Source organism: Anabaena sp. FACHB-1237 (assembly GCF_014696225.1).
GTDB lineage: Bacteria > Cyanobacteriota > Cyanobacteriia > Cyanobacteriales > Nostocaceae > FACHB-1237.
Genome location: NZ_JACJPV010000004.1, coordinates 1 through 24,147 on the forward strand (window position 1 = coordinate 1; position 24,147 = coordinate 24,147).

Below are 24,147 nucleotides of genomic sequence, written 5' to 3' on the forward strand. Positions count from 1 at the left end.
GACTAAAAAACTTAGCTTACAACACAGGTCAAACTATTTATCAAATTAAGCATAATTTGCTTTCTAATTATTTAATAGGACAACTAAAACGTCCAGATATTGCTATGTCAATGGTTTAGTCTTTAGGCGCTCGGTGCGGCTACGCCGCACCATCGCTTGTGCCAGTTGCGTAAGTCCTAACAGTATTGGCGGCATTAAAATCAGTAATTTTAATTAGAATAACTACCTCTCTTTGTTATATGTGAGCAAATTTTCAATAAAACTCAATGGATCTATTTCCATAACTTGAGACAATTGTAAAAATTCAATCAAGTCAAGACGACGCTCCCCACGTTCATACTTCGATACATAGGATTGTGGACGCTCTAATTTTGCTGACAACTCTGCTTGGGTAAGGTTAGCAGCTTTACGAGCTTCTATCAACATTTTGCGAAACTGATTGTATTCTTCAGTGAAAACGGATTTAGACACTTGAACCGATGGTGATCTTGATAACAGTTAGAGTATATTGTCTAACTATGTTCCATCCTAAAACCGAATATAGGATAAACCCAAAACAGGTTTTTCCTAGAGTATCAACATTTCGTTAGAACCGAAAAAATATGAATTTGCTATAGCACAGATGAAAACAGAACATTATATTTATATTTATATTTATATTTATATTTATATTTATATTTAATCATTGCCCAAATAAAAACCAAAAATCCAACCGCAACCTAATTAAACATTTACCAAATGTATTTTATGCGATCGTAAACAGAGAATCTTAATATATTATCCCCATAATCTTCTTTTTTCCTTACCTTGTAACCTCTCATGTCCATCTTTCAATAACTTAGGAATATCCAACTTTTCAGGACATTTAGGTAAACAATCTCCACATTCTGTACATCTATTGGCCTTCATTCCAGGAAACCAATGACCAGCATTTTCAAACATTCCATAACGATATTTACCATAATCGCTCATATCGTAAGCTACAGCTAAATTACGCAACCTTAAAACTTCAGGAATATGAATATTTTCAGGACAAGGTAAACAAGCATAACATTGACTACATTTATCACTTTGTAAAATATAATCTTGCTGATTTGATAATCTTTTAAAAATTTTCATTTCCTCTTCATTTAATTCTGTAACATCATCAGCAATTTTTAATGGTGCAATTAATTCCTCTGGTTTTCCCGGTCCTATACTTAAAGTAGTAATGCGTTCATCACTTAATAAAAACCGATAATTTAATGCTAATGGAGTTAAAGGTTGACAAAGTTCTATTAATGTTTCTGGAGGTGTATATAACTTTCCACCTTTATCAGCAGGAGAAATAATAAAAACTCCCATATCTTTCTGTTTTGCTAATGCAATAGCAGGCGCATTTCTTTGAAAAAAATAGTAATAGTGGAGATTCACAAATTGAAATAGATCTGTATTTATAGCTGCTAAAATTACATCTAAAGAACCATGAGTAGAAAAACCCAGATGTTTAATTTTACCCTCATTGATAGCTTTTTCCACAGCTAATATACAACCATTTTTATTTGCTATCCATTGAAAATGTTCCCAAGTATTAACACCATGAATAGCTAAACAGTCAACATAATCTATATTTAATCTTGCTAAAGACTCATCAATATATTGACTCATACTATCCATATCTGGAGTAGGGGAAATTTTTGTAGTAATATATATTTGATTTCTTGCTAATGATAAACCTTCTTTAATGACTTGACCTAAATATTTTTCACTATCACCATAACCTCTAGCAGTTTCTATGTGATTTATTCCCAAAGATAAGGCAGTTTCAATAGTATTTTTAACATTTTCTATCTCTGTTAAATAACGCATTGTTCCTAAAGAAAAAACCGAAAGAAATAAGTTTGTTTTACCAAAACGACGATATTGCATACTAAGAGTTAGAATAATTCAGGGTAACTCGATAATTTTACTACTAAACAACCAATCATTCAAGATTCGTGAAAAATAAAAAATATTAATACATATTTACTAATTAAGTGAAAACAAATGTACAATCTTGCTTATTAATTTGACTTGTACCTGTTTACTATTTAAAAGATTCCTGTACAAGTACTAAAAAATAAAAGATTAACCATTGCAGAATTTATCACCATAGCCAATTATGGCATGATTAATGGTAACTTTGAAATGGATTTTAATGATGGAGAAATTCGCTACAAAACCAGCATAGATGTAGATGGAGATAAATAGAGTCTTACCTTAATTAAACATCTAGTTTATACCAATGTCACCATGATGGATGAATATTTACCAGGAATTATTAATGTGATAGAAACATAGAATGTAAACTTTCTTATACAAACACAAAATGATTCCTCACTATGGTATAATCAGGACATTCTCCTAACGAAAACGTGGGTGTAATCATGCACAGTCGCATCTCCAATACCAGTAAAACCAGCCAAAATAGCAGTCTTCCCACAACAGCCAGCATATTGCAGCCAAGAGACTTTGGTATAGATACCCCACAACCAGAAACCTTAACAGAAGAAAGAGACTTAGACGCAGAATACGAATATGCCAAAAAAATGTCCAGATGTAGGGCAGATATTCCCACATTTCCACCAGAAACACCACCAAATATACAAGCGAAACTATCTGTAGGAAAACCTAACGATAAATATGAGCAAGAAGCGGATAATGTGGCCATAAAGGTAGTAAATGAAATTAATACACCATCATTTACAGAAAATCCTATTCATGCCTATCCTTTAATTCAAACTCCATATATTAATACTCCTAGAGAATACAACAGACCAAAATTACAAAGAGTAGAAAATCCTGCACTATTACCACAAGAAAACCGTTATCATGTAGGATTACATCCCCATACCATAGAGAATTATTTACGTAGAAAACAAGCAGAACAACAGCAATCAAAAATATCCACAAATAACCAAGATTTAGAAAACACAATTCAAAGTAAAAAAGGCAGTGGACAAGAAATAGCTCCAAATGTGAGAGAGCCGATGGAACAGGCATTTGGTGCTGATTTTAGTGGTGTGAGAGTACATACAGATGGCGAATCAGATCAATTAAATGAATCATTAAATGCTAAGGCATTTGCTACAGGAAAAGATGTATTTTTTAGGCAGGGAGCGTATAATCCTACCAGTAGAGATGGGCAACATTTATTGGCGCATGAATTAACTCATGTAGTGCAGCAGAATGGCAATACATTACAACCAAAATCATTAACTAAAATTGCCAGAAAAGAAAATAAAATTGAATCCAAAATTGCAGAAAATTCTCAAGAACAAAAAGAAGAAGATAATGAATCACAAGTAGAAAAATCAACTTTACAAACATCATCCTCCTTAGATGATAATACCGATAAAACCTCTCAGACAGTAACAGCAAAGTCAGATAAAGCCAGTTATGAAAATGTAGCAACTGCCAAAGAGAGTAATGAAACTGCTGAAAATGCGGATACCCCAGCAGATGAACAAGGAAAAGCCAGTAGCACAACAAAATCCAGCAAAAAACTAGCTGCTACTGAAGCAACAGACACCACAGACAACTCCAATAATAGCCCAACCACAAGTATCAATGAATCTGCAAATACAGCTATAGCAAGTAATCGAGCAAAAGCTCCAGCTTCAGCAGAACAAGATCCAGAATTTCAAGCAGTAGTTGGTAAATCTAAGACATTGGCTGGACAACATAAGCAACATGATCCTGCTCAGTCCAAATCTCAACAAGCCCAAGCCGCAGCTCAACCTCCCAGCAATGAAGTAGAAAGCAAAGCCCAAAGTAATCATGTTGACGACATGGGAGAAGCAGAAACACCCGCCTTTGACGCAGCAGCTTTTAAAGCTAAATTGATGGAACGCATTGCGGATATGGCTCCCAAGAGCTTACAAGAAGCTGATGAATTTAAAAATAACAACAAAATAGACTCCATGAAAGGAGAGTTAAGTGGGCAAGTTAAAGAAGAACAGAAAAAATCTCAAGGGACATTAGAAGAAAAAACCCAAGAACCACCAAATACCAATGGTATTGAAGCCAAACAAGTCACACCACTACCACCACCAGAACCAGGAACACCACCATCAAATATTGGCGCAGATAAAGCAGCACCTAAACCAAAAACACAAAGTGAAGTAGAAGCACCACTACAACAAGACAGTAAAAAACTTGACCAACAAATGGCTGATGCCAAAGTTACAGATGAGCAGTTAGCAAATTCCAACGAACCCGAATTTCAAAGTGCATTAGCCAGCAAAAAACAAGCCCAAACCAGCGCAGCACAAGCAGGACCACAATATCGTCAACAAGAGCAAAATTTAATTACCACAGCCAAAACCACGGCCGAAGCCACAGCACAACAGCATTTACAACAAATGCAAACTGTGAAAACACAAAATATCACTCAGGTATCCAGTGAACAAGTTGCCACAAAAGGTAAAGATGAAGAAGCACGAACGAAAATAGCAGGTGATATTAATAAAATTTATGAAACTACTAAAACTAAAGTAGAACAAACTCTCAGTGGTTTAGATAGTAAAGTACAGCAAGCTTTTGATACAGGTGCAGCTAACGCTAAAAAAGCCTTTGAGGATTATGTTGACAAGAAGATGAAGGCTTACAAAGATGAGCGTTATAGTGGCTTTTGGGGTCCTGGAAAATGGCTGGTTGATAAGTTGTTAGGTATGCCATCGGAGGTAAACGCATTCTATCAAGAAGGAAGACAGCTTTACATTAACCAGATGGATGGTGTAATTAATCATGTTGTAGGTATTGTCAGTGAAGGATTAACCCAAGCGAAGGCAGAAATCGCTAATGGGAAACAAGAAATTCAACAATATGTCCAAAAACTTCCCCAAGAGTTACAAGCAGTTGGACAAGAAGCCGCAACAGATATTCAAGGCAAATTTGATGAATTACAACAGAGTATTGACGATAAACAAGGGGAATTAATTGATTCTTTAGCTCAAAAATATCAAGAAAATCTGCAAGCGGTAGATGCCAAAATTGAGGAAATGAAAGCCGCAAATAAAGGTTTAATTGATAAAGCTCTGGATGCTGTCGTGGGAGTTATCAAAACCATTATTGAACTCACGAAAATGCTAATTCAAGTATTAGCAAGAGCAGCCGCAGCAGTGGGCAATATTATCAAAAATCCCATTCAATTCTTAGGTAATCTGATTGCCGCAGTAAAACAGGGATTCTTAAACTTTGTTAAGAACATTGGTAAACACCTACAAACAGGATTAATTGCTTGGTTAACAGGTACAATGGATGGAGCAGGAATTACCATACCAGAAAATTTTGATCTCCAAGGAGTATTCAGTTTAGTAACACAAATATTAGGCTTAAGTTACGACTTTATTCGTAGTCAAGCAGTAAATAGATTAGGAGAAGAAAAAGTTAGTTACCTAGAAAAAGGTGAAGAAACATTTAAAATATTAGCTACAGAAGGATTACCAGGAATTTGGCATTTACTACAAGATAAAGTTGGCGATATCAAAACAATGGTAATGGATGGAATTACGGATTTTGTCACTAATACCATTGTGCAAGCAGGCATAGAATTTGTGCTGAGTATGTTAACACCAGCATCCGCATTTGTCAAAGCCTGTAAAATGATTATTGATGTTGTCAAATTCTTTATTGAACGCGCTCAACAAATAGCTGATTTGATAAATGCTATTATAGATTCAGTAACAGCCATTGCCAGTGGAGCAACAGAACAAGCAACTCAAGCCATAGAAAATGCCCTAGCTAAGTCATTACCAGTAGCATTAGGTTTTTTAGCTAGTTTATTAGGTTTGGGAGGTATTACTCAGAAGATTCAAGCCATCATTCAAAAAGTCCGTCAACCAGTGGTTAAAGCAGTAAATTGGGTGATAGATAAGGGTGCAAAAGTTGCTAATAAAGTTGGAGGTAAGTTTAAAAATAGTAAGGTTGGGAACAAAGTAGTTAAGGCTAAAAAAGCGGCTGAGAAAAAATATCAAGCAGGTAAGAAATATATTGAAGATAAAAAAGCCGCAGGACAGAAATATTTTGATGAGAAAAAACAAGCAGTTCACCAATCAATTGAAAAGCGGAAAAATAAGTTTGCTAATACTAAGGCAGGTAAGGCATTAACTAGGGTTAATGATGCGGCAAATAAAAAATTAGATGCTTTGGAGAAAAAGCGTCAGGCGTTTAATAATAAGATTGAAAAAGTGAAGGAATGGCCAGGTAAACAGTTAGAGAAGGTGGAGAATAAGGCGGCAGAATGGAGAGCAAAGGCTAAGGATAAGTTGGTAAATAGTAAGTTAGGTAAAAATGTTAGCCAGAAGTGGGATAAAGCTAAAGATTGGGGTAGTAAAAACAAAGATGCTTTTAAGGATAAGGTTGATAAGTTAGAAGGTAAAGTTCAGGATAAATTGGGGCTTGGTAAGGATAAGGAGAAAGCAAAGGAAGATCAAAACAGTAAGGAGAATACATCACCAGATAAACGATCTGATGATGTTAAAAAGAACGATTTAGCATCTGCTGAGAAAACATTAAAGGAAATTATTTCCAAATCTGAAAGTACAAAAGAAGTCGAACGACATTTTCCTGCTATTAAGAAAGAATTTGGACTCAAGAAGCTTGAATGGGACAAGTTGGGTACACCCTCGGCTTCGATAGTCATGGAAATTAATCCTAAAGCAACCATTGATTTGACTGGAACACCTTTATTACTGAACCAAGGAGATACATCACACAGTAACAAATTTACACAAGAGGTTATTTTTAAAGAAGGTAAAATCAATGGTCACACAGTTGGAAACGTGATGGAAGCCAAAAAATTAGGACCTAATCACCCACAAGGAGGTTCACCAGGTGGAAGCAATCTCAAACAAATAATGCAACATTTACAGACAGATCCTAAATTAAGTAATGAAAACAAATATATAAAAGGTCATCTTCTAAATGATAACCTTGGGGGACCTGGAGAAGACATCAATCTTTATCCGATTACTGCTAATGCAAACAAAGTGCATGAAAATGAGGTAGAATCTCAAGTAAAAGATTGGGTTAATAATGATGGTTATTGGGTTTATTACAAAGTAGAAGTCAAGGAAAACAAAGTTGACCTCCTTAACGGAGAAATTAATGCTGATTTAATTTGTGAGGCAAATAAACTTGATGCTGATGGAAATAGAGCAAAGTCAGGCGCTTTCAAAACGATCATTCACTCGGAATATAAGGCTAACCAGATTTCAACACGTGATAAAGACGTTTATTTTGATTCAGAAGCCAAATCTCCCACACAAGACCCTAATTTTAAGAAAGATCAAGTCGAATGGTCGTCAACTCGTACAGGTACACCAATCCAAAACTTGCCGGGAGATATAAGTTTACTTATATCCACTAATAAACAAGCTCTAGATAAAATTGTACCTACCGCAAGAAGATCGCTGAGGAGATCCTCAGTCCCAGACCGTTCTGCTCACTTTTATTATAAATCAAGTTTGTCTGTAGAAGGTGAGTTGAAAAATAATCTCTTGACTATTCCAGGGTATAGCTTTGAGGAATATTATCAATCAGAGGACAAAAAACTGGAGGAAGCAAAGAGCGTGTGGAACGGACAGATTACTAAAATAAACAAAGATAAAGATGGGATTATCAATAAATTAAAAACGGCATTACAAAAAACAAATGATAAACTTAGCTCCCGTAGATACAAACCTTACTAAATAAAACTGATGAAAACTCCAAGTATTGTACAGCAATTTCATTCAATGGTAGCTAGTCTTAAAAATAATCCTGCCATTGATGTTTATCTATGTAATTTTAATTCTCCAGCAACAGAAGAGGAATTAAAAGAAGCACAAAGTAAGTTTAATCTTACCCCAGCGATGATTGATTTTTATAATGAAGCAAATGGTATCAGTATTCAATGGGAAAAGCTAGGAGAAAAGGAAGTTCCAGGAGGAGGATTAATAGCTGGAATGATTGATTTATTGCCAGTTCAGGAAGTATTTAGGGATTGGAAAGATAATATTTATTTTGAAGAAGATGATCCTTGTAAACCATTACATCCTCTAGACTACTTTATTGGTAATGCTTGTGCTGCACTTTATTTAGATGGCTCAGATAATCCCGAAGTCTATTATTATTATCGTGGAGAAAGAATGAGACCATTAGGTGTAGATTTTGAAGGTTATATTCAACTGTTACTTAAATCTCGCGGTTTTTGGTATTGGCCTCTAGCTATTGCTGGTTCTGAAGATGCTAATCCTTCTGCACCTATGTCTAGAGAAGAAAGAAATTTTAGAGAAATTATGCCACAACTTTTTCCAGATTTTGACGCTTCTGATTTTCAAAGATTGAATAATAAATAAATTTATTATATAATTAATTTTGCATGAATACAACAACAGAACATTATCAATTAGACAGCAAACTAACCCTACACAACTCCTCTCAAAAACGCCTAACCGTTTGCACCATTTCTCTAAACTTCATCAAACAAGAAGAGCAAATCATCGAGTGTCGTCTCACATTCCCGGTAAACCGAGAACTCTATCAACGCATTGACAAAGATGCTCTATTCAATCTTAAACCAGAAATACGTAGCCCTTTTATTGGCGGTAAATTCCTCTGGGAAACTGATATTACCATCGAAATTACACTTCAACCTGACTTACTCCCACAACTACTAGAAAATGCTAATAACATTGAACAAGCAGCTACATATCTTTTAAACCTTAGTCAACAATTCAGGGAAAATCAAGAAAATATCAATCCTTTATTAAATACCGAAAATTGGCTATGTTTATCAGTTAAACAAACTCAAAATAACCAAGAAATTGGTTATAATACCTTTTGGAATTACCTTAACCCTGCTACTATCAATAATCCTGATAAAATTAGTGAAGGAATAGTTAATTTTTTCCAAGAATGGACACAAGCCAATTTATCAACAACTAATCAAAATCTGACAACAGAAATTATAAATAATAGTATTAGTGATATTTTCAAGAATTTCGCTGATGAGATTTTTGGAGAAACAAATAATAATTTTACTAATCAAACTATGCTAACAACAATAATTAACTTTTTCTTAGAAGATGATTGGACATTTACCAAAATCGAAGGAGAAACTAGTTTAAGACTAGGTTTTCAAGGAGATAATGGTACATGGACTTGCTACGCTAAAGTTAGAGAGGAACAAAAACAATTTGTATTTTATTCTATTTGTCCTTTCAAAGTATCAGAAGATAAAAGATTAACCATTGCAGAATTTATTACTAGAGCAAATTATGGCATGATTAATGGTAACTTTGAAATGGATTTTAATGATGGAGAAATTCGCTACAAAACCAGCATAGATGTAGATGGAGATAAACTGAGTTTTGCCCTAATTAAAAATCTAGTTTATACCAATGTCATCATGATGGATGAATATTTACCAGGAATTATTAATGTGATAGAAAATAATCAAACACCAGAAATAGCTATTAAAGAAATAGAAATGTAAACTTTTTATCCAAATACCAAAATATGAACACACCAAGAGATCCTAAATGGTGAAAATAAATGTTCAAATTGATCAAGAACAAAGGGATTTCCAGGACAGTATATGATTTATTGTAACTCATCCCACAAAAATTCTGACTTTTACTAATACCAATTTACTCCCAAGTAAAAATATGAAAAATATGCAGGCAAAATGCCTGCACTACAACAGAATATTAATTATTTCCAGTGGTGATCTTTTTGTTCATAGCTGATAGCTAATAGTTAACTATCTCCGTTACCAAAACGCTTAATTAAGTCCTCTGGCCGCAGGTTAGAAACAAATTCACGAAATGCTTCTTGTTCGGCTTCATCCGCATCACGATCCACTGGTATGGAAGCATCAGCAACAACTTCTTCTACTACCCAAATAGGTGCATTCGTACGTAAAGCAATAGCGATCGCATCACTTGGACGAGCATCTATTTCTTTTTTTACTTCTCCCTGCTGCACAATTAACGCAGCATAAAAAGTATCCTTTTGTAAAGAATGAATAATTACCTTTTCCAAGGTCATATTCCATACTTCTAAAATATTCACAATTAAGTCATGTGTTAAAGGTCTAGGCGGCTTTTGATGCTCCATAGCGGACATAATAGCCTTAGCTTGATCCTGACTAATATAAATTGGTAAAGCTCGACGATCTAAGCCATCCTTGAGAAGTACAATAGGACTGCGACTGATCGCATCTAACGCTATACCAGCTACTTTCATTTCTATCATTGGTTTGTGCCTCTAAAATTCTCTAATTGCTTGTGTCCCATGCCGGAAATAACATGGTTTTGCGTTTTTTGGCAGAAAATAAACATATCGCTGTTCTTGTCTATAAATTTCTTCTATTAAACTCCGAAATTTTGATGAATACTAGAGTAAGTCAACCTAAGACAGAAGTTTGAAAGTTGATATTTGGCATCATCTATAAACATTCTTACTCAAGTATGCCTTAAGATTGATGCTCTCATGTTATATCAGCTAAAAGTAACATGGAACAACCACAATATCCTACGTGGAAAATATTTTATTTTTAACCTTAGTTTCCTCATTAGCTTATATCCTCAGATAGATGATTTTATGTTAATATTCATTTACAATAACGGCAAAAATGAAGAAATTACTGTTTGGCAAAATGTTTACATAATATTGACAATTTTTTTCATAATTTATGCTAAATATTAACTAATTTACGTCAAAATTAAACAACAAGTAGAGTTTATTTTACAAAAGCTGTGTTTACAGGAATAATTCAAGGTTTAGGCACAATAAAATCTTTACCAGCTGATTTTTGGCAGATTAATTTTATCAATCAGTCGACCATCATCAGTCAAGATTTAGCATTAGGTGATAGTGTAGCGGTAAATGGGATATGTTTAACAGTGGAAGAAATCCTGAAAAATGGGTTTATCGCTACAGCTTCCCCGGAAACATTAAATCGCACTACATTAGGTAAAGATGAAACTCAACAAATATATGTTAACTTAGAAACATCCTTACGAGTAGGGGGAAAAGTAGGTGGTCATTTTGTCATGGGTCATGTGGATGGAATAGGCCAGTTAGTATCGGCCGTGGAAACGGCCACATCTTGGGAAATGAGCTTTACAGCGCCAGAGGCGATCGCTCGATATATCGTTCCCAAAGGAAGTATCGCTGTCAATGGTATCAGTCTGACAGTAGCCCATTATCAACCCGATGATGCTCAATTTACCGTTGCCGTGATCCCTGTCACTTACAGAGAAACTAATTTAAGTCATTTAGTCCCAGGGAGTTGGGTAAATTTAGAAGGCGATATTTTGGGTAAATATGTGGAGAAATTGATCACTTCTCATAACACTTCTACATATCACCATCAAAAACCCGAAGAAATTACCCCTGCATTTTTAGCAGAAAACGGATATTTGTAGGCAGTCGGGAGCGGGGAGCAGGGATCACAGGTGAAAATTCTCTATTCTGACTCCTTGATCTCCCGACTCCTTGATCTCCCTAATTCTGCACCGGAGGTAAACTATCTACCACTTGACTAATAGAACTGGGATCTTTTACCTCTCGACTGATAGAACTGGGAACTCTCACCGCAGGATCAACCGCTACCCAACCATTTTGAGTTAAATGACGCACTTCAAAATGTAAATGTGAACCAGTAGAGTTTCCAGTGCTACCCACACGACCGATCACAGTTCCTGGTTCTACCCATTGTCCGGGTTGGACTAAAATCTCCGATAAATGTCCATAAAGTGTCTGTTGGGCAGAGGTATGATTAATAGTCACAGCTAAACCATAACCTCCCATCCAACTAGCACCTTCTACTTGTCCCCTAGCAGCAGCTATAACCGGTGTTCCTGTGGGCGCACCAATATCTGTACCTGCATGGAAACGTCTATCTCCCGTAATAGGATGTATCCGCCAACCAAATAAAGAAGTAATAGGTGCTGGTACAGCTAATGGAAACAGCATTCCATGACCACCACGATAAGCGATCGTACTAGTATAAGATACCTGTGGTAATACAGCAGCTAAAGCAAAATTGTATGACACCCGACTTAAACGAGGTGCTACTTGATCCTCCGTCATGGGAGATGGTAAACTACCCACACGAGGGGCGATGGGAGTATCACTCACCTTTGTACTAGCGGAAAATTCCTGGGGACTAGGAATGTAATTACCACCTTGATAACTACTCTTATCATGACTATTATTGCCAACCCTAGTATCACCTAATGTACTTCTACTAATCCTATTGATACCACGAGAAATTACTTGAGCTAGAGTCTTATTTTCATTAGTTTCCTGTTGATTATTGACACTGTTATTCTCTTTAATTAGTCTAGGAACAGGTGTAACAGTGGGTAATTTTGCAGTCGCGCTTTTCTTCAACCAACTAGGACTTGAGTTTTTACTACTATTAGCACTATTAGCGTTATGACTATTAGGCGTATTAGCTTTATTAGCACTAGTAGCAGTATTGTCTATATGGGGATTTTCAAAAGTTTGAGCGCAACCAGTCCCCACATTACCACCTACCGTTAAACTTTGTTGACAACCACTGGAACTTTCTGTAATTTCTAAAGTATTAGGAGGTTGGTAAGTACCTGTGGCTAGATTATTGTAATCTGTGGGATCAATATAGGAACTGAGATCCTCTTCCTCATCTCTCCCCATATTTCTCACCACATCATCACTATATTTAGGGTCTTTTTGTGGAGTAGTTATTTCCAGATTTTTTTCAGGTACACCATTATTTCCTTTGACATTTTCACTAACATTATTATTTGCAGGTTTAATCGTTTCTTCCTCTATTCTTGGAGGTACTTTCAATTCTATTATAGATTGAGTGTTTTGAACTTGTGGTTTTTTGATAGTAACTGTATTTTGTGAACTGTCAACTTTTGCTTCAGGTTTTGATTTTGATTGTGATATTCTTACCACAGACTGGGAACTTTTAACTTTTGCTTCAGGTTTTGATTTTGATTGTGATATTCTTACCACAGACTGGGAACTGTCAACTTTTGCTTCAGGTTTTGATTTTGATTGTGATATTCTTACCACAGACTGGGAACTTTTAACTTTTGGTTCAGACTTTGATATTGTTTGTTTTTCAGCAGTTGTAGAATTACTTTTCAGTCTTTGTCTCAACCTAACTCGACGTTCAGAAAAATCTGGCTCTGCTTTTTCTCCTTCAATTACCAAAGTTTGTTGTTTACTAGAACCAGTAGCTGTTGACTGTAGCAAATTATCAGCAGTTGGAACAATATTATCTATAGCAGAATTTTCCATTTGGGCAAGTACAAAGCCACTACCCAAAAGACTAAAACTACTTAACCAGCAGAGAGTTTGTGCTGGTAATGTAGAGGCAAATTTTTTTTTGGTTTTACCTTTTCCTTGGTTGTTTACTTCTTTATTAACTGGTTTATTTGGCTGCGTCATTTCTTTTTTTGTGTTGTGTATAATAGACTTAATAAACTTAAAGAGATGATGCTAATTATTTGGTTTAACTTTGGTTTTATCCTTAGTTTTAGCCGCAAATACTTAGCAAAATATCCCGCAGAATTTTCTGGGAAATACCAAAAGATTACCTGATTTTTGTAGAAGGTTTCTGATAACCTAAACTAATTTGACCAGGTTTAATCAGGAAATCTGTACCCAAATCTGATGTAGAATCATCGTTTGTCATTTGTAATTGTAAATTACCTTCTTGTGTTACCCCAACTACTGTACCTAAAAGATTATTCACATATACATGATCACCCATATTGGTCAGTAAATCAAGATAACCAGACAAAATGATATTTATTCCTTCTCTCTTTAGATAGTCTATACCGGACTGAATCCCTAGTAAAACCTGTGCTGCAAGTATTTCCAAATGGTTAACATAATGAAAATTATGGGAATTTTGCCAAAATTCAAGATTAATTCCCGTTTCTGGCACAGAATTTTGCCAGTTTATCCCAACTCCGATGACTGCTTGAGAAATTAACCCTTGATTAACCTTTGTTTCAGTTAAAATACCTCCTAGTTTACAGCCATCTAATATTAAATCATTAGGCCATTTGATGCCGAGGGTAATTCCCAATTTTCTTAGTTGTGTTGTAATTCCCCAGGCAGTAGCTATGGTAAGATGATAACTTGCTGACGCTGGTAATTCACAACCAATACCTAGGGAAAGATATAAACCACCCGGGTTTGATAACCATTGACGACCCCATTGTCCTTTACCTGCGGTTTGCTGGGTAGCGATAACAACAGTGCCAGGTTTTTCTCCTTGGCTAAGTAATTGCCACAAAGTTTGGTTTGTGGATGGTAAACTGTCAAAAATATGTAGAGAAAATGGTATTTGTTGATGCTGATATTCTACTTTAAGGGCATCTACCAATAATTGTTGATTAAATTCCACCGCAGTGTCTTGTAAGATAAGTTATTAGTTATTAGCCGTCAGCTATTAGCCGTCAAAATAAAGAATTTTCTTCTTGTTCGCAACTCCTGTACGGGCGAACAGCCGCCCCTACCAACTCACCACTCTCCGCTATACTATATTTGACAGTTATGAATTTTTTATTGAGGTGTGATTAAAGATGCACAGTTGGCAATGGCATACTTGGGAAGGTCTCCCTTACCTTACTTGTAGTATTCTTGAATCTTGGCCTCATGGTTTTTTTACTCAACAATGCTGGCCACGTCTTCCCCAGGCTTTAACTCTAGCTTTACATCCTCAAGCTATAGTTTACCGTTTAAAACAGGTACATGGCAATACTGTTTTAACTCCTCCAGAGGTTGATGATGATTTAACTATCAATAGTAGTAATTTAGCTCAGGCAGATGGTTTAATTAGCACAGAACCTTCACAAGCAGTTTGGGTAGCTTCTGCTGACTGTACCCCTGTTTTAATTGGAGATGTGAAAACAGGTCATGTTGCGGCTTTACACGCTGGTTGGCGTGGTACTGCTGCCCAAATTGTACCTGTTGCGGTTCAGAGAATGCAATCCCAAGGTAGTAAGATTGAAAGTTTACGAGTTGCTTTGGGTCCTGCTATTGCTGGAGAGGTTTATCAGGTAACAGAAGAGGTAGCTATAGAAGTTTGTCGCAGTATTATATCACAAAACACCACAAATAATATAGTTGATAGTTTACATTCTTTGCCAGATTCGCCTTTATTTGCAGATCCAGAACCGGGTAAGGTGCGTTTAGATGTACGTCGAGTTAATACTTTACAGTTACAAGGTTTGGGATTTAGTTTAGAACAAATTGCGATCGCTCCCTATTGTACTTATCAACATTCTGAACATTTCTTTTCCTATCGTCGTCTGCAAGAAAAAAAAGTACAATGGTCTGGTATTGTTAGCTGTAGGCTGTAGGTACAGGGCATTGACAATGGGGAGATTAAACAATTTTATTTAATTATTGTTTGATCTGAAAAAGCCACTTTATAACGAATTATAACTGATATCTTACTCTTGAGTATGCAATGGGGAGTGCTGACTACTGACTGCTGATAGCGAACAACCTTCATAAACTTTGTAAATAAGTTAATAAGTCTGCCATTTCTTGACTATTGGGTTGAAATTTGGGCATGGGAGGAGTATCTCCGCTAGTCACTTGGTGAATTATGGCGTAGGAAGATTTATATTTAGAAATGGAATGTAAACTAGGTCCAACCAGACCATTAGCTTCTAAACCATGACAACCCGCGCAGTTCGTTTGAAAAATAGCTTTTCCTTGTACTGTATTACCTTTAAGAGCTAAAACGCTCTTTACATAAGGATCAGATGCTTGTAATATCTCGATACTAAATAGGATCATAGGAATAATAATCAATATAGGTACAGCAAAAATAAGGAATTGCTGAATTAGGGTTTCTGGTTTGGTAAGCTGATTATCCAAAAGAGTCATATCAAGTATGTAGGTTTGTGAAGTGGATTTTATCGTCTACACATAGCTTAAAATTTCTTGATGGTCTCTGCAACTACAAATCAAAATTTTTAGATCATGTTTAGATTTATTAAGATATACAAGCAAGTTACTATAGGGAATTCCTGCTTTTTTTGGTAAAATCACAAACAGGAAATGTTTCTTTATTCTTTACAAACAGGAGATTTGCAGTGGTTGAACCCCTACTGTCAGGTATTGTACTTGGTTTGATTACCGTTACCCTTAGCGGTTTGTTTTATGCTGCTTACAAACAGTATAAACGTCCTACGGAATTAGGCGGCTAAGTTATTATAGAAAGTAAGCTAATGTGCAGCACTCACTGTATAATTAAAAAACCTGAAATTACAGTAGCACAAGCATCTTGCTTGTATTAATTATTCAAGTTAAAGGCACAACAGCTTAGTACAGGCATCTTGCCTGTTTTCATCAGGACTTACGCAACTGGCACATTGGTAGGCTGCATCAGACAGTATAAATCATGTAAATAACTAAATAGTTGATATCTGACGCACCCTGCAACAGATTTTTTTAGTGTGACACTTGTGTAAGTCCTATTCATCATAGAAAGTAATACAGGCATTGTGCCTGTTTTCATTACAACAAGTCATAATAAACTGTTGTGTTTTTAGTTTACATGGGAAATTCAAGCAAAATGCTTTCACTACTATAATTTGGTGCGTTACGCTATCGCTAACGCACCCTACTGGTTATTCTTATAAAATGTTATGCCTGTATTACCATACACTTTCTGGCGACAAACTTCTAAGTTAGCTATTTCTGGTGCTATCCAATTTTGATGACTATGTTCTACTCCTATTTCTCCTTCTATATCTAATAGTTCATTTTGAGCGATCGCTTGTAATATAGGTACATATAAATCACTGGCATAAGGTGGATCAAAATAGATTTTGTCAAATTTTTGACCTATTAATTTATTTATTTGCTGTGCAATATTTCCCCGCAATATCTGAAATTGTTGGTCATGATTGGCTACTTTCTGCCAATTCTCTTGTACTATTTCACAAGCATGAATAGACTTTTCAATACCTATTACTAAACTTGCACCCCTACATAAAGCCTCTGCACCCATTGAACCACTACCAGCGCACAAGTCTAACCAGCGACAACCAATAATTGTTCCCTGCCAAATATTAAACACTGCCTGTCTCACTCGCGCACTAGTAGGTCTAGTGTGTTGATTAGGTAATGTTTTTAACAGACGATTCCCGTAAATTCTCAGACTCATAATAAATTAACAGTTTGTCATTAATTGGCAAAATGATGACAACTAACTAAATTAACCTGACAAATTTTGCTCTCACTTTCATCTCAGTTTGATTACAAATTGATTAAATTTTGGTTAAGCAAATACTTTTTCTCGTACTTGAGACACAAAATTAGATAAAATTTGCAGTCCCACATTGGATGATTTTTCTGGATGGAATTGTACCGCCATAAGATTATCTTTAGCAATGGCCGCAGTCACAGTTTGATTACCATGAGTAACAGTGGCCGAGCGAATTTGGGCATCTATGGGATCAACATAATAGGAATGAACAAAATAAACCCAAGGTTCTATAGGTAAATGTTCCCATAAAATATTTTTGGGTTGGCTAAGTTGGAGTTGATTCCAACCAGTATGAGGAATGGTAAGATTAGGTTCAGGACGAAAACGACGGACTTTGCCGCGAATAATTCCTAAACCTGGTTGTGTTCCTTCGCTGCTAGATTCAAATAAAATTTGCAGTCCTAGACAAATCCCTAAAAATGGTTTACCTGAAGCAATAGCATCTTTTATAGGTTGTTCTAAATTTCGGGCTCTTAAATGTTGGACTGCGGGATCAAAAGCTCCCACTCCTGGTAAAACTATAGCATCAGCTTGAGCTAAGTCTTGAGAACAGGAGGTAATTTTCGGATTTCCACCAGCTTTTTCCAATCCTTTGCAAACAGAGTGCAAATTTCCCATATCATAATCTACAACTGCAATTACTGTCATTTACTGAACTCCTGTGAAAATAATTGAGGTTTATTTGTTGATTGAGCAAAACCATCACTAAAATAATATTGATGTTCTCATTCTACATTCTAATTGTATATTTTAATTGTCAACAATATTTTTGATCATATTTTTTATGGGAAAAACAATCTTATTAACTTATTTTGACCTATGGTTAAGTGAACAAGTGTCAAATTCATCAGATGACTTATTACTGGAACTAAGTAAAATGACTCCATTGCCAGATAACTTAATTTTTTTGCATCGTCTTCCGGTTAATAGCGAACTTGCCAGTTCTCAGGTTATTGCCAAAATCAACTTTTGCCAACCAGATTACATTATTTGTTGTGGGATGGCCGCTTGTCGTGAATACTTAAGTGTGGAAGTTATTGCAAGTAACTCAGGGATCTTGACTGCCAACTCTATAGATGATAATTGCACAACTTTACAAACCTCTGTTGATATGGACAAATTATTACAGGGAACAAAATCAGTTGAGATTAGCTATGATTGTGGTAAATTTGTCTGTGAACAGCTTTATTACCTAGTTTTGGACTATTTACGGCAGTCTCAACTCCCTATTAAGTGTGTTTTTGTCCATGTTCCCAGACTCAATGATCAAAATTTGCCAATGATACTAGAAGATTTTTTGCTGATAATTCATAACCTGACACTTCTTTAAAAATGTTCACGTCTGATGAAAAAAAAATCACTAATTCTTATGTTACCTATATTACTATCTTTAACCTTAGCTCAAGCAGCGATCGCTCCTGAGGAAATATTACAACCTCAATTAGTACGCCCTTTACCGGGACAATTAGATACAATTCCCGTATTTAATAGCAATAGTCCTGAGATCGTGTTGCAAGAGGGCATTTTACTGTCTACTTTTCCTCCGTCGGGAAAAAAAGTAACATCAGCACATTTGAATTTTCCCCTCTCAGGTCGCTTTGATATGTTTGCCCATCACATCGCTAAGGCTGATCCGCCAGAAAATTTGCGTTCTTTGTACTTGGGTATAATCTTACATAATCCTAGTGATGAACCAGTTACAGTTAATATATTGCAAGGTGCAAGTTATTCAAGTCAACCAGACGCGCCTTTTATTTCTTTAGCATCTTTAGTTCCTAATAATTTGGGTAATGTGTTTTCAGGTCCGGGAAGTCGGGCAATGTTGGATATTTTGCGGGGTAAAAGACAGGATATTTTTCCCCCACAAATTATTATTCCTCCTGGGAAAAGTCAGATGTTATTAAATTTACCCATTCCCGTTAAAGGACTACTAATACCAGAAAGTCCTCCTATAAATGGCCGTTCTACATATCTGCGACTACAAAGTAATGGTAAAGTTTATGCTGCTAGTTTAGCGATGTTTGCGAAAATTAATCGTGATGGTAGTGAGCGATCGCCTACTTTAACAGAATGGCAAGATTTACTAAATAATGGCGATTTATCCACTCCTAGAGATAAAGTACCTACACCCATTGAAAGCAATAAAAAACCTGCTATTTATGGCCGTGTAGCGGGTATTTCCCAGGGTTCACAATGGCGAGCTTATATTGTAGATGAACCACAAAGCAAATATTTAACTATTCCTCAACCTGGACAAGCGTTTTCTTATCCTTTAAGTAGTTTACATGGAGGTACATTAGGTACAAATCAAATTCAAACCGCTCCCATGTTAGTACGTTATCCTGATACGGCTTATTATGCTCATGGTAATTATGGTGTACAGTATAGTCTGAGATTACCTTTGTATAACAATACAGAAAGTGATCAAAATGTCAATATAGCGTTACAAACACCTATTAAAGAAGATCAATTGAGTAAATCAGGATTACGCTTTTTCAGCCCACCAAAACCGCAAACATTTTTCCGGGGTACAGTTAGGGTTAGATATCGGAATGATCAAGGTTCAGCAAAAACTGATTTTTTCCATTTGGTACAGAAGCGGGGAGAAATGGGACAACCCTTAGTTTCGTTAAGCATAAAACCTAAAAATACTTCTTCTGTGGAGGTAGACTTTATTTATCCTCCCGATGCTTCGCCTCCACAGGTTTTGACAGTAAGTACAGCAGCTAATAATTGAATCCATCTACTTCCAAGTAGACGTGGATACTTTCGTATATATCAACTGGCACATTAGTAGGGTGTGGTTCGACAAGCTCACCAACCACGTCACACAGTATAAATCATGTAAATCACCAAATTGTTGATATCTGACGCACCCACTCAACAGATTTTTTAGTGTGACACTTGCTTGCGTAAGTCCTAAAATATTCGGCGTTGCTGAATTGGGGTATGAAACACCAGTTTCCGTTATTATGAGGTACAGATGTTAATGATAAAACCCCTGTAACACAGGCATCTTGCTGTGTTCATAGTGTACCTCATGTAGATGGAATGTACTGTATTTACTTTGCACACCAGCGAAGCGAAGTACTTGCGTTAGACGCAAAGTTTCAGATTTTGAATTTCTCAATTTCATACCTGAGTTCAGCAACGCCAAATATTCTGTGATGGTTGATTGGTAAAAGAGATTAAATATCATAAATTTAGCTATAAGTCAATATAAATTTACAAAAATAAATATATGACAAGTTGTCATATTTAGGGTAGAGTATATGTAAAGTAAAAAAAACAAAAAATATTTCCCAGGAGAGAGGCATGAAATCTATCGTAGCCAAATTAAGACGCTTAACCATAGTAGTAGTAACAGTTTTATTGATTGCGAGTAGTTTCGTAATATTTACCCCCAGCGCGTCTGCGGAAACCTATACAATTAAATTAGGTACAGACAAAGGAACGCTGGGTTTTGAACCAAAAACTCTAACTGTAAAGCCTGGTGATACAATTGAGTGGCAAAACAACAAAGTTCCTCCCCATAACGTTGTATTCGATCCTGTTAAAAACCCCAATAAAGATAAGGCCTTAGCTGCATCTTTGTCTAACAAGAAATTATTAATGAATCCTGGACAAACTGTAACTACAGCTATTCCTGCTGATGCGCCTGCTGGTGAATATACATTCTATTGTGAACCTCACCGTGGTGCTGGAATGGTTGGTAAAATCATTGTTCAAGGTTAATTTAACCCGTAGTTGCGCTTGAGTGCTGAATTTATAGCTAAAGCTCAACTACTCACGCTATTGTAATATATTAGGTAGATAGCAGGTTCTTTCTCCTGAATTTTAAGTCCTAACTTATTGCGAATTGCCAAAACCTGATGCTAGAAAAAAAAGTTTTAAATAATGCAGGTAAATTTACAGCAATATTATGTTTATTAACTATTTTATTAACTCCTTTTGTGATAGTTAATGCAGGGGAACGCGGTGTATTAATGAAATTTGGTCAAGTACAAGATCAAATTTTAGGGGAAGGAATGCACCCCATGATTCCTATTATGAATACAGTTAAAAAAATCAATGTAAGAATACAAAAACAGGAAATATCTACAGAAGCAGCTTCTCAAGATTTACAAAATATTTTAACAGATATTGCTGTGAACTGGCATATTATTCCCGATAAGGTTAATGTGATATTTCAACAAATTGGTGATGAGAAAGCTGTAATTACAAGTATTATTAATCCAGCTATTGAAGAAATTTTAAAAGCTGTAATTTCTGAATATACGGCAGAAGAAATAATTACTAAAAGACAAAATGTCAAATCTCAATTAGATGAATTGTTAACTAAAAGATTGGCTAAATATAATCTAGCTATTGATGATATTTCTTTATTTCATATTAGGTTTTCTCCAAGATTAATAGAAGCAATAGAAGCAAAACAAATTGCTGCCCAGGAAGCAAAACGGGCTGATTTTATAGCATTAAAAGCCATTAAGGAAGGTGAAGCCAAGGTTAATTTAGCTAAGGGGGAAGCGCAAGCACAGAGTTTATTACATGATATTTTAACTCCACAATTATTACAAAGACAAGCTATAGAAAAATGGAATGGTAAGTTACCATTAATTGTGGGTAAAGATGATTTTAAAATTGGGAATATTCAGGATTTAATTACTATTAGTGAACAGCAACCATAACATTCACAACATTAGTAGGGTGCATCAAACAGCATAAATAATGTAAATAAACAGGTTGTTGATATCTGAAGCACCCTACATCTACGATAATAAGGTATCGTACTTTTTAACCATTAGTAAATAACAGAGGAGTATCAATTATTTTCAATTGAATCAGAAATATAATTACCAATGTATAAACTGTGGAAGAAACAACAGTATTAAATATTTCTTTTTTCAAATTATGCTGTTGAGATTCTTGCTTGAAAATATCTCCTGCACCAAATTGTATCATTAAAATGCCAATGACATTTGATAACCAATAACCAATAATTGTACAAGGTGCAAGTAATTTTGGTGATAAAAAACTGCACAAATATCCAAAAAAGTAAGCAATGGGTAAATTAAATAATAAGTCATTCCACCAGCATAGGGGAGATAGTAAATATCCTAAGACTATTAAAAAACCACCTCTGAGTTTTACCCAAATATTAATACTGCTATCTTGGAAGAGTTTTTCTAGTTGATTCATAATCTACATTATTTCTATCGGATTAGTGTAGTTTAACTGATAATTGCCAAAAATACAAGATCCCGGACTTCTTAAAGAAGTCAGAGATTTGCAAATATGCAAGGATATGCAAAATTTATTTAATAATACGCGCCAAGTAAACTATAAGTAAGACTAAGTAGCACTAATAAGGTAATAACCACATAAATAAATTGTCGTTGTAATGCAAAAATGCAGCAAGAAATAATTACGCGCATAATTGGTACAGCTATGAGAATTAATAATCCTAATTGAATAATACCACGATTGCTGCCTGATGCGATCGCTTGTATCACACCTATAGGGGAACAAAAAAGGGGTGATGTACCGCGAAATATTTGATATTGTGCAGGTTCTAAACCGTGATTAATTAAATATAAAATTCCGCCAAATAAGACGACAAAACTAGCAATTAAAACCCCATATTTCAGCAAATTACTGAGGATATTTGCGAGGAGTTTTTCATCAGATGATTGAAAAATTATCTCATAATGATGCTGTTGTTCTAATTGTTGAATATCGGCATCTTTTTCATCAGAAATTAATCTCAAACTCATCACTTCAGTATTTACTGCTGCTGAAGTAGTCCAACGAAAACCTGAATTTAATTTGTACATTTTACATTCCCCCTATGACATTGTTGTAAACCATTTTTAAAGCCATAATTACCAAAACCAGGCTGAAAATAATTCTGAGAATTTGGGTTTTTGCGCCGATTAAAATTCTTGCTCCTAAGAAAGCACCGGGTAAAACTCCTAACATTACTGGCATTGCTAAACCAGGATCTATATATCCACGAGTTAAATAAACACCAGCAGAAGCTGCGGCAGTAACACCTATCATAAAGTTACTAGTAGTAGTAGAAACTTTAAAAGGTAAGCGCATGGCTTGGTCCATTGCTAATACTTTAAACGCTCCCGAACCTATGCCTAATAAACCAGAAAGTACACCTGCTATTAACATAATGCTAAAGCCAGCAGGTACAGAATTTACATAATAAGGCATGACACCATTAGGAGTAGGATAAGTACCATTTAACTGTAGATATTCAGCAATAGGATCTGAAGCAATAATATCTTGATTTTCTGGTCTTGGACGTTGGGATAAATATGCAGAATAAATTAAGACAATTGCCAGAATTATTGTTAGTAATTTAACAGAAATTAAGCCAGCAATTAAAGCACCAATTATTGCACCAATAGTGGTAGATACTTCTAAAAACATTCCTAATTTAAGATTGGCAAAGCCTGTTTTAATGTAAGTAGAAGCTGATCCTAATGATGTAGCAATAACTGAGACGAGAGAAGCACCAACAGCATAGCGTATATCTACACCAAATACAGAAGTTAATAAGGGAACTATGACTACTCCTCCACCCAAACCTGTTAATGATCCAACTAAACCTGCGCTAAATGATCCCAGCCATACTAATAATGAAAATGTGAGTATATTCAACTATTATTCCTCTTTGTTTGATGATATTGGCAGTGTATATTTATGATGCTTGAGAAGTATAGAATGTCAGGAATAAATGAAGATTAATTTAGTAATTAACAATTACTAAATTAATTATTAAATTAATGATGAAATTGGATTATTTAATGTCACCTATTACCTGTGAATATTTA

Annotated in this window: 21 protein-coding genes; 10 read left to right on the forward strand and 11 right to left on the reverse strand. The window is 35.4% G+C overall.

All coding sequences use genetic code 11. The features are described from left to right. Positions 1-222 precede the first annotated feature (222 nt). The gene (locus H6F32_RS02750; protein WP_190367814.1) at positions 223-471 is read right to left on the reverse strand and encodes a helix-turn-helix domain-containing protein; all 249 of its coding nucleotides are present in this window, start codon (positions 469-471) and stop codon (positions 223-225) included. A 306-nt stretch (positions 472-777) separates the two neighbouring features. Further along, positions 778-1,908 carry an aldo/keto reductase gene (locus H6F32_RS02755; RefSeq protein WP_190367815.1) on the reverse strand — a complete coding sequence of 377 codons (1,131 nt, stop codon included), beginning with the start codon at positions 1,906-1,908 and terminating at the stop codon, positions 778-780. Positions 1,909-2,405: 497 nt separating this feature from the next. Between H6F32_RS02755 and H6F32_RS02760 the strand changes: the two genes are divergently transcribed. Genes H6F32_RS02760 through H6F32_RS02770 form a run of 3 tightly spaced genes read left to right on the forward strand, consistent with a single transcriptional unit; the run spans position 2,406 to position 9,499 of the window. Then, positions 2,406-7,712: a DUF4157 domain-containing protein gene (locus H6F32_RS02760; RefSeq protein WP_190367816.1), complete on the forward strand. Its 5,307-nt coding sequence runs from the start codon at positions 2,406-2,408 to the stop codon at positions 7,710-7,712. A gap of 9 nt (positions 7,713-7,721) precedes the next feature. Beyond that, on the forward strand, positions 7,722-8,360 hold the full coding sequence (locus H6F32_RS02765) for an SMI1/KNR4 family protein (RefSeq protein ID WP_190367817.1): 639 nt from the start codon (positions 7,722-7,724) through the stop codon (positions 8,358-8,360). 23 nt (positions 8,361-8,383) lie between these two features. Beyond that, positions 8,384-9,499 carry a YbjN domain-containing protein gene (locus tag H6F32_RS02770; protein ID WP_190367818.1) on the forward strand — a complete coding sequence of 372 codons (1,116 nt, stop codon included), beginning with the start codon at positions 8,384-8,386 and terminating at the stop codon, positions 9,497-9,499. A 263-nt stretch (positions 9,500-9,762) separates the two neighbouring features. Here H6F32_RS02770 and H6F32_RS02775 read toward each other — a convergent pair whose 3' ends face one another. Next, positions 9,763-10,260 (reverse strand): bifunctional nuclease family protein, encoded by a 498-nt coding sequence (locus H6F32_RS02775; protein ID WP_190367819.1) that lies wholly within the window; start codon positions 10,258-10,260, stop codon positions 9,763-9,765. A gap of 503 nt (positions 10,261-10,763) precedes the next feature. Here H6F32_RS02775 and H6F32_RS02780 point away from each other — a divergent pair. Next, on the forward strand, positions 10,764-11,435 hold the full coding sequence (locus H6F32_RS02780; RefSeq protein WP_190367820.1) for a riboflavin synthase: 672 nt from the start codon (positions 10,764-10,766) through the stop codon (positions 11,433-11,435). Between the two features lie 79 nt (positions 11,436-11,514). On the opposite strand, the gene H6F32_RS20220 is transcribed toward H6F32_RS02780, so the two are convergent. Both H6F32_RS20220 and H6F32_RS02790 read right to left on the reverse strand, forming a co-directional pair. Continuing rightward, complete coding sequence (locus H6F32_RS20220; protein ID WP_199294452.1) at positions 11,515-13,455, reverse strand: M23 family metallopeptidase; 1,941 nt, start codon at positions 13,453-13,455, stop codon at positions 11,515-11,517. A 145-nt stretch (positions 13,456-13,600) separates the two neighbouring features. Further along, a complete protein-coding gene (locus H6F32_RS02790) occupies positions 13,601-14,422 on the reverse strand; it encodes a biotin--[acetyl-CoA-carboxylase] ligase (RefSeq protein WP_190367821.1) in 822 nt (273 codons plus the stop codon). 178 nt (positions 14,423-14,600) lie between these two features. On the opposite strand from H6F32_RS02790, the gene pgeF reads away from it, so the two are divergent. Beyond that, positions 14,601-15,380 carry a peptidoglycan editing factor PgeF gene (gene pgeF / locus H6F32_RS02795; RefSeq protein WP_190367822.1) on the forward strand — a complete coding sequence of 260 codons (780 nt, stop codon included), beginning with the start codon at positions 14,601-14,603 and terminating at the stop codon, positions 15,378-15,380. Between the two features lie 151 nt (positions 15,381-15,531). Here the strand turns inward: pgeF and H6F32_RS02800 are convergent, their stop codons facing one another. Then, positions 15,532-15,906, reverse strand: a complete 375-nt coding sequence (locus H6F32_RS02800; protein ID WP_190367972.1) for a cytochrome c — start codon at positions 15,904-15,906, stop codon at positions 15,532-15,534. A 218-nt stretch (positions 15,907-16,124) separates the two neighbouring features. On the opposite strand from H6F32_RS02800, the gene petG reads away from it, so the two are divergent. Further along, positions 16,125-16,238, forward strand: coding sequence for a cytochrome b6-f complex subunit V (gene petG / locus H6F32_RS20370; RefSeq protein ID WP_190367823.1), 114 nt, complete (start codon positions 16,125-16,127; stop codon positions 16,236-16,238). Positions 16,239-16,654: 416 nt separating this feature from the next. On the opposite strand, the gene rsmD is transcribed toward petG, so the two are convergent. Together rsmD and hisH are read right to left on the reverse strand one after the other, a co-directional pair. Then, on the reverse strand, positions 16,655-17,200 hold the full coding sequence (gene rsmD, locus H6F32_RS02810; protein ID WP_190367824.1) for a 16S rRNA (guanine(966)-N(2))-methyltransferase RsmD: 546 nt from the start codon (positions 17,198-17,200) through the stop codon (positions 16,655-16,657). Between the two features lie 114 nt (positions 17,201-17,314). Next, the gene (gene hisH, locus H6F32_RS02815; RefSeq protein ID WP_190367825.1) at positions 17,315-17,950 is read right to left on the reverse strand and encodes an imidazole glycerol phosphate synthase subunit HisH; all 636 of its coding nucleotides are present in this window, start codon (positions 17,948-17,950) and stop codon (positions 17,315-17,317) included. Positions 17,951-18,086: 136 nt separating this feature from the next. On the opposite strand from hisH, the gene H6F32_RS02820 reads away from it, so the two are divergent. The 4 genes from H6F32_RS02820 to H6F32_RS02835 all read left to right on the forward strand — a co-directional run bounded on the left by H6F32_RS02820 (position 18,087) and on the right by H6F32_RS02835 (position 21,990). After that, positions 18,087-18,632, forward strand: coding sequence for a peptidase C15 (locus H6F32_RS02820; protein WP_190367826.1), 546 nt, complete (start codon positions 18,087-18,089; stop codon positions 18,630-18,632). A gap of 39 nt (positions 18,633-18,671) precedes the next feature. Further along, positions 18,672-20,039: a DUF3370 domain-containing protein gene (locus tag H6F32_RS02825; protein WP_190367827.1), complete on the forward strand. Its 1,368-nt coding sequence runs from the start codon at positions 18,672-18,674 to the stop codon at positions 20,037-20,039. Positions 20,040-20,617: 578 nt separating this feature from the next. Continuing rightward, positions 20,618-21,037, forward strand: a complete 420-nt coding sequence (gene petE / locus H6F32_RS02830) for a plastocyanin (protein WP_190367828.1) — start codon at positions 20,618-20,620, stop codon at positions 21,035-21,037. 137 nt (positions 21,038-21,174) lie between these two features. Further along, complete coding sequence (locus tag H6F32_RS02835; RefSeq protein ID WP_190367829.1) at positions 21,175-21,990, forward strand: prohibitin family protein; 816 nt, start codon at positions 21,175-21,177, stop codon at positions 21,988-21,990. A 106-nt stretch (positions 21,991-22,096) separates the two neighbouring features. Here the strand turns inward: H6F32_RS02835 and H6F32_RS02840 are convergent, their stop codons facing one another. The 3 genes from H6F32_RS02840 to H6F32_RS02850 form a co-directional block, all read right to left on the reverse strand. Beyond that, positions 22,097-22,501: a hypothetical protein gene (locus H6F32_RS02840; RefSeq protein ID WP_190367830.1), complete on the reverse strand. Its 405-nt coding sequence runs from the start codon at positions 22,499-22,501 to the stop codon at positions 22,097-22,099. A gap of 119 nt (positions 22,502-22,620) precedes the next feature. Next, positions 22,621-23,136: a DUF1634 domain-containing protein gene (locus tag H6F32_RS02845; protein WP_190367831.1), complete on the reverse strand. Its 516-nt coding sequence runs from the start codon at positions 23,134-23,136 to the stop codon at positions 22,621-22,623. Position 23,137: 1 nt separating this feature from the next. Next, positions 23,138-23,974, reverse strand: a complete 837-nt coding sequence (locus H6F32_RS02850; RefSeq protein ID WP_190367832.1) for a sulfite exporter TauE/SafE family protein — start codon at positions 23,972-23,974, stop codon at positions 23,138-23,140. Positions 23,975-24,147: the final 173 nt, after the last annotated feature.